Origin of the sequence: Streptomyces sp. NPDC020917, assembly GCF_044333795.1 — a bacterium.
Lineage (GTDB): Bacteria > Actinomycetota > Actinomycetes > Streptomycetales > Streptomycetaceae > Actinacidiphila.
The window spans coordinates 441,439-453,672 of record NZ_JBIRRR010000007.1 but is presented as its reverse complement, the minus strand read 5'-3'; the positions used below and the strand labels follow the sequence as shown (position 1 = coordinate 453,672).

The window sequence follows — 12,234 nt, the reverse complement described above, 5'->3', positions numbered from 1 at the left end:
CTGGGAAGTCCGCGACGACATCCACGAGGCCTTCCTCAAGCTCGCCTGCTGCATCATCGTCTTCAGACGCATCCGAGCATTGTGTTAGCTCCTCTAAGCCCCGCCCGAATCCGCCCGCCGATCCCCGTGTCCGCCGATGTCCCCGAGTCCTACCGGGCTCAGCTCTGGAGCAGCTCGTACGCCGGCAGCGTCAGGAAGTCGACGTACTCGGTGTCCAGCGCCGTCCGCAGCAGCAGCTCGTACGCCTCGGTCCACTTGCCGGTCGCGAAGGCGTCCTCGCCGACCTCGTCGCGGATCGCGGTGAGCTCGTCGGCGGCGACCTGGCGGACCAGTTCGGGCGTGGCCTTGCCCGCCTGGCCGGTGCCCTCGACATCGTCGAAGACCACGCCGGCGTTGGTCCACTGCCAGATCTGCGACCGGGAGATCTCCGCGGTCGCCGCGTCCTCCATCAGGTTGAAGATGGCCACCGCGCCGAGGCCGCGCAGCCACGCCTCGATGTAGCGGATGCCGACCTGGACGGCGTTGCGCAGGCCCTCGAACGTCGGCTTGGCGTGGAGCGACGCGATGTCGATGAGCTGCTCGGCCGTGACGTGCACGTCCTCGCGCAGCCGGTCCTTCTGGTGCGGGCGGTCGCCGAGCACCGCGTCGAAGGAGGCGCGGGCGATCGGCACCAGGTCGGGGTGGGCGACCCAGGAGCCGTCGAAGCCGTCCCCGGCCTCCCGGTCCTTGTCGGCCTTGACCTTTTCGAACGCCACCCGGTTGACCTCCGCGTCGCGGCGCGACGGGATGAACGCCGCCATGCCGCCGATCGCGTGGGCGCCGCGCTTGTGGCAGGTGCGCACCAGCAGCTCGGTGTACGCGCGCATGAACGGCGCGGTCATCGTCACCGCGTTGCGGTCCGGCAGCACGAACCGCGGGCCGCCGTCGCGGAAGTTCTTCACGATCGAGAACAGGTAGTCCCAGCGGCCGGCGTTCAGCCCCGAGGCGTGGTCGCGCAGTTCGTAGAGGATCTCCTCCATCTCGTACGCGGCGGTGATCGTCTCGATCAGCACGGTGGCCCGCACGGTGCCCTGCGGGATGCCGAGCCGGTCCTGGGCGAAGACGAACACGTCGTTCCACAGCCGCGCTTCGAGGTGCGACTCGGTCTTGGGCAGGTAGAAGTACGGGCCCTTGCCGAGGTCGATCAGGCGCTGCGCGTTGTGGAAGAAGTAGAGGCCGAAGTCGACCAGGCCGCCGGGGATCGGCTCGCCGTCGACCGTCAGGTGCCGCTCGTCCAGGTGCCAGCCGCGCGGGCGCGTGACCACGGTCGCCAGCTCGTCCGCGTCCTTGAGGGCGTACGTCTTGCCCTCGGGCGAGGTGAAGTCGATCCGCCGCTCGTAGGCGTCGATCAGGTTCAGCTGGCCGCCGACGACGTTCTCCCAGGTGGGCGCGGAGGCGTCCTCGAAGTCCGCGAGCCAGATCCGCGCCCCGGAGTTGAGCGCGTTGATCGTCATCTTCCGGTCGGTCGGCCCGGTGATCTCCACCCTGCGGTCCTGGAGCGCCGCCGGGGCCGGGGCGACCTGCCAGTCGCCGTCGCGCACGTGCGCGGTCTCCGGCAGGAAGTCGAGGGTGGCGGTGCGGGCGATCTCGGCGCGCCGCCGCGCGCGCCGCTCCAGCAGCTCGGCCCGGCGCGGGGCGAACCGCCGGTGCAGGTCGCCGAGGAAGGCCAGCGCCTGCGGGGTCAGCACCTCCTCCCCGCGGGGAACCGGGCCTGCGGCCGGGCTGACGACCGCCGGGGACGAGCTGCTTGCGGACATGGTGTCACTCCTCCAGAGGGGTGCCCGGCCCGGCACCGCAAGGGGTGTGGCACGCGGTGCCGGACCGGTCCGTGCGATGGGTGCTTTCTGCAAGGTGGAGCATAGGTTTCGCAGTGCGGAAGTTCAACGTTTTGTGGCACGCTGTGCAGCCTCGGCCAGAAGCCGCAGGTCCGCGGGGGTGTCGATGTCCGTGTGATCGCTGATGTCACCGCACTCCACCAGCACGGTCTGCTCCGCGTGCTCCCGCAGGTACGTGCGCGCCCCCCGGTCCTCGCCCGCGCTCATCGCCACCCCGGCCCAGCGGCTGGCGCCGATCAGCACCGGATGGCCGCGCCGGCCGTCGTACATCGCCGACACCAGGCTCGACACCATGTCGTCCCCCTGCCGCGCCGCGTCGATCACCCGCGCCACCGCGGCCCCGGTCACCCCCGGCTGGTCCACCAGCCCGATCACCGTCGCGGACGGCCGGTCCCGCGCGGCCGCCAGCGAGGCCAGCCCGGCCCGCAGCGACGAGCCCATGCCCTCCGCCCAGTGCGGGTTCTCCACCACCACGCAGCCGGTCAGATCGGCCCGTTCGCGCACCTCGGCCGCGGCCGCCCCCAGCACCACGTGCACCGGGCCGCAGCCGCCCTCGCGCAGCACCGCGACCGCGTGCTCCACGAGCGGCCGCTCCCCGTACGGCAGCAGCGCCTTCGGCCTGCCCCCCAGCCGCCGCCCCCCACCGGCTGCCAGCAGCAGTCCGGCCACCTCGCCTTTTGCGTCCATCCCTCCTGGATACCGCGCGCGGCGCCGCGGCGGAACAGGGCGCAGGCGGCGCGGCGTGTTCCGGTATCGTCGGGCCGTGTCGCGCGAGGTGCGGCGCCTGTGCGGTGAGCACTGGGGAGGAACGGGGACTGATGGGCGCTTCGCACAGCGGCCCCGACATCCAGGGGCCGGCGTTCGAGCCGACGACCGGCGACGACCCGGCGTCCGTCTCCGGGCACCGGATCAGCGCCCGGCTCGGCACGAGCGCGCTCGGCCGGGTCTACTTCGCGCACGCGCCCGGCGGTCAGCCGGTGGCGCTCACCGTCGTCCACCCCGAACGCGCCGCCCGCGACGGTTTCGCCGCGCGCTTCCACCACGACGCCCAGGACGCCGGGCGGGTGCAGGCGCCGGGTGCGGTGCCCGTGCTCGGCAGCGGCCAGGAGGGCGGCCGGTTCTGGATCGCCACCGCGTTCGTGCCCGCGCTGCCGCTGGACCGTGCGGTGGACGGGACGGGCCCGCTGCCCACCCGGGTCGTGCTGCGGCTGGTGGCCGGGCTCGCCGAGACGCTCCAGGCGCTGCACCACGCCGGCGTCGTCCACGGCGACCTGCGCCCGGCCCATGTGCTGCTCGCCGCGGACGGGCCCAAGGCCACCGGCTACGGGCTGGCCGCGCTCGCCGCTCCGGCCGCCGACGGGACGGCCGAGGGCACCGGGCCGGCCTTCCTCGCGCCGGAACAGGCCGCGGGCAAGCCGGCCGTGCCGGCCACCGACGTCTTCGCCCTGGGTCAGGTCGCGGCCTACGCGTCCATCGGACGCCCGCCCTTCGACGCCCCGGCTCGCATCCAGCAGGACGAGCCCGACCTCAACGAACTCCCGGGCGAGCTGCGGGAGATCGTCACCCGCTGCCTGATCAAGGAGCCGGGCCTGCGCCCCTCGCTCGCCCAGGTCACCGCCATGTGCGCCCAGGCCGTGCCCGCCGGCCCCCGGCCCGACACGTGGCTGCCGCCCGCCCTGCTCGCCGCCATCGTCCCCGCGATGCCCGCCCCGGCCCCTCCGCACCCCGCCATCCCCCCGGCCCCCGCGCCCCCGACACCGCCCGCGGGCGGCCCCGTTGCGCCCCCGCAGACCCCGGCGCCCACGCCGGGCGGGCCCGTTGCCGTGCCTCAGCCGCCGACTGCCGTTCCGCGCGGGCCCGTTGCCGCCTCGCAGGGTCAAACTGCCGCTCCAGGCGGTCCTGTTGCGCCGGCGCCCGCGGCGGGAGCGCCCGCCGCCGTGCCTCAGTCGCCGACTGCCCTGCCGGGTGGGCCTGTTGGGTCGCCGCAGGCGCCGCCTGCCGGTCCGGGAGCGTCCGCCGCTGTGCCGCAGGTGCCGATTGCCGCGCCGGGAACGCCTGTTGCGCGGCCTCCCGCCGCACCCCCGGGCCCGGCGCCCGGCGGGCTGCCGACGGCCCCTGGGGCCACGCCTGGCGGTCCCGTCCCGATGGGGCCTGCTCCGGTGCCGGGCGGCTCTCCTCCGTGCCCTCCTGCGGGCCTTCCTGCGGGCGCGCCGCCCGCTGGGCCGCAGGGACCGCCACCGGGGTCGCCCGGTGCGCCGCCGGCCCCTGGCGTGCCCGCGCCCGTACCCGCACCCGGCGGCCCTGTTCCCGGGCCCCCGCCGGGTGGTCCGGTCCAGGCGCCGCTGCCCGGAGGAGGTGCCCCGGTGCCGCCGCCGGGCGCGCCCGCGCCGGGCGGTCTGCACTGGCCGCACCGGCCGCAGTTCCCCCACATCCCTCACCTTTCCCACTTCCCGCATCTGGCCCATCTGCCGCTGGTACGGCCGCGGCGCAGGACCGCGGGGGTGGCGGCCGCCGCCGTGGGGCTGGTCGTCGCCGTCACCGCGGGGATCACGCTGGCCGGCGGGCTGGGCGGGAGCGGTCGGGACGACGCGCGCGGCAAGGGGTTCGGCGCGACCGCGCCCGCCGCCGCGCCCACTTCCTCCGTCCCGCAGCCCGGCGGCACGCCGTCCGCGTCCGCCACGCCCACCGACCCGACCGGCCAAGGCGACCCGGCGGCCGGGGAGGTGTACCCGGGGATCCGGCTGCCGTCCGGGAACTCCCTGGCGCTGCACGAGAACCCCCCGTCCGTCCAACCGGACGCTTCCGGAGGGGCCTTCGGGTTCTCCGCCGACGGGCAGTCCTTCGTCGCGGAGGCGCACCAGGCGCATCTGACCGTGCTGGATCCGGGCCTGCCGCCGACCGCGGAGGCGTGCCGCACCGACACCGGCCCGCAGCTCACGTCCGTCCCGCGGCACGCGCTGAGCCCGGGCAGCGGCCGGGTGTGCGTGCGTCTGGTGGACGGCACCATCGCACTGGTGACTCTCCGTCAGATCACTCCGCCCGCCGCGTCGTTGCAGTACGCCGTCATCGACGTGACGGTGTGGCGCCTCGTGGACCAGAGTGCCGAAAGTGATCTGTAGGGGCCTCTCGCCGGACCCCTGGAGCGGTGCGCGGCACGGAATTCAGCGCAATTTCGTTGGAGCGTATAGCGCGGCGGGGCCGAGTCGCGTTTACTGAGCCGCCCCGGATGGCCCGTCCGGCGATCACGTGGTGCGAGCGAGCAGGGCAGAAGACAGGGGATTGGTACGTGTTGGGGGAGACACAGGTGCTCGAAGACGACCGCGGTGGTGCGTCCGCGCCCGCGCTCGGCGAACTCGGGGCCGCCGGACTGCTGGTCGCGGTGACCCGCCTGAAGCGTGAACTCGCCACCTACCGGCGGCCGTTACCGGACCGCGCGGTGGCCGAGGACGAACTCGACGTGCTGGCCGCGTGCGCGGCCGAGGCCGTTCCTGACACGGAGCGGCTGCGGCACTCCTTACTGCTGGTTGCTGCCGCGCTGGGGTCGGTCAGTGCGTTGTCCGTTGCTTTGGAAGTTCTCAGGGAGGCTGTCGAGGCGGTGGCGTCACCCCGCTGACCCGCGCCCCTTCGGCAACGGGGCTGCCCCGCCAGGTGGTTCGCCGTCTGCGACATGCGTCGTGCCTGGGCGCGCAGTTCCCCGCGCCCCTTCGGCAACTGGGCTGCCCCGCCGGGTGATTTGCCGTCTGCCACGTGCGCTGTGGCTGGTCGCGGAGTTCCCCGCGCTCCTGGAGCATCGCCCCTCCGGGGCGGGAATCCGGGGTGCCCCCGGGCCGCCGTTGCCGGGTGCTGCGCCGTCGTGGCTGGTCGCGCTGGGGGACCCCGCGCCCCTTGGGTGCGCCCGGTGGGCAGGGGAGCTCAGGCCAATGTCCTCCCGCAGTCGGGGGACGGCCCGGGAGGGGACGGTGCGGGAGTGTCCCCGCAGGAACTGTGCATGCTCCCGGCCCACCCAATGGAGAGAGCCGCACGCACAGTTCCGAGGAGATACTCCCGTGGCGGCCCCGACCCCACCCACCGAAGGTGCACCGCCAGGGGCGCGGGGAACTGCGCCACCAGCCACGACGAGACCCGCACACGGCAGAGCACCCCGCAGGGCACCCCGGACCCCGCAAGGGACGCGGGGTCCCCCAGCGCTTCGCCTGGGAGGTGCCCCCAGCGCGAACAGCCACGACGGCGCGGCAGGCGGCAGAGCAGGATCCGGGGGCACCCCGGATGGCGAGCCGAGCTCAACCCAGAGGCGCCGCACCCGCGTTGGAGAGCGCGACCGACAACTGCCGAGCCACCCCCTGCAGCACGGGAACGATCTTGTCCGTGGCGCCCTCGGTGACCCGACCGGCCGGGCCGGAGATGGAAATGGCCGCAGCAGTGGGGGAGTCGGGAACCGTCACCGCCAGGCACCGCACCCCGACCTCCTGCTCGTTGTCGTCGACGGCGTACCCGAGCGCCCGGATCCGCTCCAGCTCCGCCAGAAAAGCGTCCGGGTCGGTGATCGTCCGGTCGGTCGCCGCGGGCATACCGGTACGGCCGAGCAGCGCCCGCACCTCCTCCGGCGGGACCGACGCCAGCAGCGCCTTGCCGACGCCGGTGGAGTGCGGCAGCACCCGCCGCCCGACCTCGGTGAACATCCGCATCGAGTGCCGGGACGGGACCTGCGCGACGTAGACGACCTCGTCGCCGTCGAGCAGCGCCATGTTCGCGGTCTCACCGGTCGCCTCGACCAGTTCCGCCAGGTACGGCCGGGCCCAGGTGCCCAGCAGCCGGGAGGCGCTCTCGCCGAGCCGGATCAGCCGGGGGCCGAGCGCATAGCGGCGGTTGGGCTGCTGGCGGACGTATCCGCAGGCCACGAGCGTCCGCATGAGCCGGTGGATGGTGGGCAGCGGCAGCCCGCTGCCGGCGGACAGCTCGCTCAGGCCCACCTCGCCGCCCGCGTCGGCCATCCGCTCCAGCAGGTCGAAGGCGCGTTCCAGCGACTGGACGCCCCCGGTCCGGTCAGCAGACACCTGCGCTCCCCTCGGTCGACCGGCTTCCCGGTGGACGACGTCCGTACGACGCGGATCCGCACGCCGCAGAACCACACCATGCGGAATATAGCTTTCACTCTGTGGAATCGTACCGCCCTTGACGCCGGGCAGAACGATACCCACCATGGCCGTCAACAGATCGTTGAATTTCTTCCAGGCGGAGGCCCCCGTGGCAGTGGAGGAGCAGGTCCTGCGCTCGACGCGCGTCGTGACGCCCGAAGGCGAGAGGGCCGCCTCGGTCCTGGTGGCCGGCGGCACCATCGCCGCGGTCCTGCCCCATGACGCGCCGCCGCCGGCCGGCGCCCGGCTCACCGACCTCGGGGACGACGTCCTGCTGCCCGGCCTGGTCGACACTCATGTGCACATCAACGACCCCGGGCGCGCCGAGTGGGAGGGCTTCGCGACCGCGACCGCGGCCGCCGCGGCCGGCGGGATCACCACGGTGATCGACATGCCGCTGAACAGCATCCCGCCGACCACCACGACCGCCCACCTCGACGTCAAGCGCGCCGCCGCCCTCGGCCGGGTGCACGTCGACACCGGTTTCTGGGGCGGCGCCGTCCCCGGCAACGCCAAGGACCTGCGGCCGCTGCACGACGCGGGCGTCTTCGGCTTCAAGTGCTTCCTGCTGCACTCCGGCGTGGACGAGTTCCCGCAGCTGAGCCAGGACGAACTAGCCGATGCACTCGCGGAGTTGACGCAGTTCGACGGGCTGCTCATCGTGCACGCCGAGGACCCGCGGCTGATCGACGCGGCTCCTCGGCGTCCCGGGCCGCGGTACGCCGACTTCCTCGCCTCGCGCCCGCCGGCCGCCGAGGACACCGCGATCGCCGGACTCATCGCGCTCGCCCGGCGGTTCGGGGCCCGCATCCACATCCTCCACCTGTCCTCCGCGAGCGCGCTGCCGCTGATCGCCGCGGCCCGGCGCGAGGGCGTGCGGGTCACCGTCGAGACCTGCCCGCACTTCCTCACCCTCACCGCCGAGGAAGTCCCGGACGGGGCAACGGAGTTCAAGTGCTGCCCGCCGATCCGCGAGGCGGCCAACCAGGACGCCCTGTGGCAGGCGCTGGCCGACGGCACGATCGACTGCGTGGTCTCCGACCACTCCCCGTCCACCGTCGACCTCAAGGCCCGCGACACCGGCGACTTCGCCGCCGCCTGGGGCGGCATCTCCTCGCTGCAACTGGGCCTGTCCGCGGTCTGGACGGAGGCCAGGCGGCGCGGCCACACCGTCGCCGACATCGCCCGCTGGATGTCCGCGGGCCCGGCCGCGCTGGCCGGCCTCGCCGGCACCAAGGGCGCCGTCGCACCCGGCCACGACGCCGACTTCGCGGTGCTCGCGCCCGACGAGACCTTCACCGTGGACCCGGCGCGGCTGCACCACCGCAACCCCCTCACCGCCTACGCCGGGCGGACCCTGCACGGCGTGGTCCGCGCGACCTACCTGCGCGGCCGGCCGATCGCCGGCGACGGCCGCCTGACCGGCGGCGAGCCCGCCGGCCGGCTGCTCACCCGCCCGGCCGCCCGCCCCCGCTGACCGCGGGCCGGGCAGCCCGGGCGGCGGTCAGCGGCCCTCCCCGCCACCCGGCATGTCCCCGCGCCGGGTCAGCTGCTGGCCCAGCACCAGCACGCTCAGGCCGAACATCAGCACGCCCAGCGGCACATGGACCGACGGCACGTGCTTGATGCCCAGCACCACCTGCACCGAGGCGAGGACCAGGAAGCCGGTCGCGTACCCGACCGGGCGGGGCGAGCCGCCGCCCGGCTTCCAGGCCAGGACCGCGGCGAGCACGTACAGCATCGACGCGCCGTACATCACCCGCGCCCCCGCGCTGTGCAGCGCCTCGCCGTGCGACGAGCCGAGCAGCACCCCCGCGGTGACCGCCTGGAAGAAGATGGCGAGGGTCTGCAGGGCGACCGCGACGCGGACGAAGGCGGTGGTGCTGCTCGGCGCTGCGGTGGTCTGGACGGCCATGAACTGGCCCTCCCTTCTGCCTCGCGGCAGTCGGTGGGTACGGTTTCGGTACCACGACGAGGCAGGCCCGCGAAATGTGAGGTGGACCGTGGCCGCTGCGGTCAGGACCGATGGCGAGCACGGGGTGGCCGGTGAACGGCAGCACCTGACCAGCCTCGCCTACCGGCTGCTGGGTTCGCTGACCGAGGCCGAGGACGCGGTGCAGGAGACCTACGCCCGCTGGTACGGGCTGTCGCCGCGGCAGCGGCAGGACGTCGAGGTGCCCGCAGCCTGGCTGACCACGGTGGCCGGCCGCATCTGCCTGGACCTGCTGCGGTCGGCGCGGGTGCGGCGCGAGCGCTACGTCGGCGTGTGGCTGCCCGAGCCGCTGCCCGGCGCCGGGCAGCGGCTCGGGCACGCGGCGGACGGCACCGACCCCGCGGACCGCGTCGCCCTCGACGAGTCCGTGCACATGGCCTTCCTCGTCCTGCTGGAGTCGGTGACGCCCGCCGAGCGGGTGGCGTTCGTGCTGCACGACGTCTTCCGGTACTCCTTCGCCGAGATCGCGGACGTGGTCGGCCGCACCCCGGCGGCCTGCCGGCAGCTGGCGGCCTCGGCGCGCCGCCGCGTCCGCGCCGCCCAACCGGGCCCGGCGGCAGCGGACTCGACCGCCCCGACGGCAGCGGCGGCGCAACAGGCCGCCCGCATCAAGGAGTTCCAGCAGGCCTGGCAGGCGAAGGACATCGCGGCCCTGGTCGGCCTCCTCGACCCCGGCGCCGTGATGACCACCGACGGCGGCGGACTGGCGGGCGCCAACGCCCGCCCGGTCGAGGGCGGCGAGCGCATCGCGCAGTACCTTGTGCACTTCGTGGACCGGGCCCCCGGACTCGCCCTGGAGGTGCGGACGGTGAACGGGCAGCCCGGCCTCGTCGCCCGGCACGCGGGCACGACCGTCTCCGTGGCCGCGTTCGCCTTCACCGGCGACGGCCGGATCTCCGAGATCTGGACCGTGCGCAACCCGGAGAAGCTCACCGCCTGGTGAGCACGAGCACGAAAGAAAGCCGGTGGCCCGGGACGCAGCCCCCGGGCCACCGGCCGGCGCGCGGGGTCAGGCCGCGCGCCGGACCCTGCGCCGGTGTGCGGCGATGATGTCCGCGTACCGGCGTCCGCTGCCCTTCACGGTGCGGACCTGCGTGGCGTAGTCGACGTGCACCAGACCGAAGCGCTTGTCGTAGCCGTACGCCCACTCGAAGTTGTCCAGCAGCGACCAGGCGTAGTAGCCGGCCAGCGGCACGCCCCGCCCGACGGCGCGGGCGCAGGCGGCCAGGTGCTCCTCCAGGTACTCCACCCGCTCCGGGTCGTCGACCTGCCCGTCCTCGCCGACCGTGTCCAGGTAGGCGGAGCCGTTCTCGGTGACGAAGATCTTCCGGGCGCCGTACTCCTCCGACAGCCGGACCAGCAGCTGCTCCAGGCCGCCCGCGTTGACCTCCCAGTCCATCGCGGTGCGCCGCAGCCCCGGCACGTAGGTCATCTTCGCGTGCGGGGCCGGCCCGGTCGGGTCGTCCACGACGGTCTGCGGGAAGTAGTAGTTCAGGCCCAGCCAGTCCAGCGGAGCCGCGATCAGCTCCATGTCGCCGTCCTTGACCGGCAGTTCGACGCCGTACAGCTCCACCATGTCCTGCGGGTAGCCGCGCCCGTGGATCGGGTCCAGCCACCAGCGGTTGGTGTGCCCGTCGGCGCGGCGGGCGGCCGCGACGTCCTCGTCGCGGTCGCTGGCCGCCACGATCGGGCTGAGGTTGTTGACGATGCCGATCCGCAGGTCGGAGTGCGCGGCGCGGAGCGCCTGCACCGCCAGGCCGTGGCCCAGGTGCAGGTGGAACGAGGCGCGCACGGCGGCGCTCAGATCGGTCCAGCCGGGCGCCATGGTGCCCTCGAGGTGGCCGATCCACGCCGAGCAAAGGGGCTCGTTGAGGGTCGCCCAGTCCTTGACCCGGTCGCCGAGGGCCTCGGCGACGACCGCCGCGTACGCGGCGAACCGCTCGGCGGTCTCCCGCTCGGGCCAGCCTCCGCGGTCCTGCTGCGCCTGCGGCAGATCCCAGTGGTAGAGCGTCGCGTTGGGGGTGATGCCCGCTTCCAGCAGCGAGTCCACCAGCCGGTCGTAGAAGTCCAGGCCGGGCTGGTTGAGGGTGCCGGAGCCCTGCGGGAAGATCCGCGGCCACGCGACGGAGAACCGGTACGAGTCCAGGCTCAGAGCCTTCATCAGCTCCAGGTCCTCGGGCACGCGGTGGTAGTGGTCGCAGGCGACGTCGCCGGTGTCGCCGCCCGCGACCTTGCCGGGGGTGTGGGAGAAGGTGTCCCAGATGGACGGGGCCCGGCCGTCCTCGTCCACCGCGCCCTCGATCTGGTACGCGGCGGTGGCCGCTCCCCAGACGAAATCGGCGGGAAGAGCGCTCAGGTCGTTCACAAGTTACCTTTCGGTGGGGGTCACTTGACGGCACCGGCGGTCAGGCCGGCGACCAAGTAACGCTGCAGAAGCAGGAATCCGGCGACCACCGGCACGCTCACCACGAGCGAGGCGGCCATGACCTGGTTCCAGTAGACGTCGTTCTGGGTGGCGTACTCGCGCAGGCCGACGGCGAGCGTGCGGGTACTGGAGTTCGTCATGACCGAGGCGAACAGCACCTCGCCCCAGGCGGTCATGAAGGCGTAGACGCTCACCGCGACGATGCCGGGAATGGCCGCCGGCACGACGACGCGGAACAGCGCGCCGAACGGCCCGCAGCCGTCCACCTTCGCGGCCTCGTCGAGGTCCCGCGGGATCGAGTCGAAGTAGCCGACCAGCATCCAGATGGAGAACGGCAGCGAGAACGTCAGATACGTGATGATCAGCCCGAGCCGGCTGCCGTTGAGGGTGATGCCCGTGCTGTTCCCGATGTTGACGAAGATCAGGTACAGCGGCAGCAGGAACAGGATGCCGGGGAACATCTGGGTGGACAGCACCGTCACGGTGAACACCTTGCGGCCCGCGAAGCGGTAGCGGCTGACGCCGTAGGCGGCGAAGATCGCCACCACCACCGAGAAGACCGTCGCGCTCACCGACACGATCAGCGAGTTCATGAAGTAGTGCGCGAGCGGAACGGTCTTCCAGATGTCCAGGTACGGACGGATGGTCAGCCCGTGCGGTATCCACTTGAACGAACCCTGCACGTCCTGGAGGTTCTTCAGGGACGAGCTGAGCATCACGTACACCGGCGTCAGCACGAACACCAGCAGCAGGGTGAGCACGATGCGCCGGGTCCAGATGAAGGACTTCGGCTGCGCCATGGGGGAC

General features: G+C 73.6%; 10 protein-coding genes. 4 read left to right on the top strand and 6 right to left on the bottom strand.

Features of this window, described 5'->3' with window-relative positions:
• Window positions 1-158: 158 nt before the first annotated feature.
• Together aceB and ACH4TG_RS18845 are read right to left on the bottom strand one after the other, a co-directional pair.
• Entirely contained in the window at window positions 159-1,796 is a 1,638-nt protein-coding gene (gene aceB, locus ACH4TG_RS18850; protein WP_398243447.1) for a malate synthase A, read from the bottom strand.
• Window positions 1,797-1,919: 123 nt separating this feature from the next.
• Entirely contained in the window at window positions 1,920-2,561 is a 642-nt protein-coding gene (locus ACH4TG_RS18845) for an NTP transferase domain-containing protein (protein WP_398243446.1), read from the bottom strand.
• 131 nt (window positions 2,562-2,692) lie between these two features.
• Here ACH4TG_RS18845 and ACH4TG_RS18840 point away from each other — a divergent pair, with 131 nt between their 5' ends.
• Both ACH4TG_RS18840 and ACH4TG_RS18835 read left to right on the top strand, forming a co-directional pair.
• Complete coding sequence (locus tag ACH4TG_RS18840; protein WP_398243445.1) at window positions 2,693-4,993, top strand: protein kinase; 2,301 nt, start codon at window positions 2,693-2,695, stop codon at window positions 4,991-4,993.
• A gap of 185 nt (window positions 4,994-5,178) precedes the next feature.
• Window positions 5,179-5,487, top strand: a complete 309-nt coding sequence (locus ACH4TG_RS18835) for a DUF5955 family protein (RefSeq protein WP_398243444.1) — start codon at window positions 5,179-5,181, stop codon at window positions 5,485-5,487.
• Window positions 5,488-6,154: 667 nt separating this feature from the next.
• Here ACH4TG_RS18835 and ACH4TG_RS18830 read toward each other — a convergent pair.
• The gene (locus ACH4TG_RS18830) at window positions 6,155-6,928 is read right to left on the bottom strand and encodes an IclR family transcriptional regulator (RefSeq protein WP_398243443.1); all 774 of its coding nucleotides are present in this window, start codon (window positions 6,926-6,928) and stop codon (window positions 6,155-6,157) included.
• Between the two features lie 145 nt (window positions 6,929-7,073).
• Here ACH4TG_RS18830 and allB point away from each other — a divergent pair, with 145 nt between their 5' ends.
• Window positions 7,074-8,486: an allantoinase AllB gene (gene allB, locus ACH4TG_RS18825; protein ID WP_398243442.1), complete on the top strand. Its 1,413-nt coding sequence runs from the start codon at window positions 7,074-7,076 to the stop codon at window positions 8,484-8,486.
• 27 nt (window positions 8,487-8,513) lie between these two features.
• Here the strand turns inward: allB and ACH4TG_RS18820 are convergent, their stop codons facing one another.
• The gene (locus ACH4TG_RS18820; protein WP_398243440.1) at window positions 8,514-8,924 is read right to left on the bottom strand and encodes a hypothetical protein; all 411 of its coding nucleotides are present in this window, start codon (window positions 8,922-8,924) and stop codon (window positions 8,514-8,516) included.
• Between the two features lie 88 nt (window positions 8,925-9,012).
• Between ACH4TG_RS18820 and sigJ the strand changes: the two genes are divergently transcribed.
• Entirely contained in the window at window positions 9,013-9,945 is a 933-nt protein-coding gene (sigJ, locus tag ACH4TG_RS18815) for an RNA polymerase sigma factor SigJ (RefSeq protein ID WP_398243439.1), read from the top strand.
• Between the two features lie 66 nt (window positions 9,946-10,011).
• Here sigJ and ACH4TG_RS18810 read toward each other — a convergent pair whose 3' ends face one another.
• Both ACH4TG_RS18810 and ACH4TG_RS18805 read right to left on the bottom strand, forming a co-directional pair.
• Window positions 10,012-11,367 carry a GH1 family beta-glucosidase gene (locus tag ACH4TG_RS18810; RefSeq protein ID WP_398243438.1) on the bottom strand — a complete coding sequence of 452 codons (1,356 nt, stop codon included), beginning with the start codon at window positions 11,365-11,367 and terminating at the stop codon, window positions 10,012-10,014.
• Between the two features lie 20 nt (window positions 11,368-11,387).
• Complete coding sequence (locus ACH4TG_RS18805) at window positions 11,388-12,227, bottom strand: carbohydrate ABC transporter permease (RefSeq protein ID WP_398243468.1); 840 nt, start codon at window positions 12,225-12,227, stop codon at window positions 11,388-11,390.
• Window positions 12,228-12,234 lie beyond the last annotated feature (7 nt).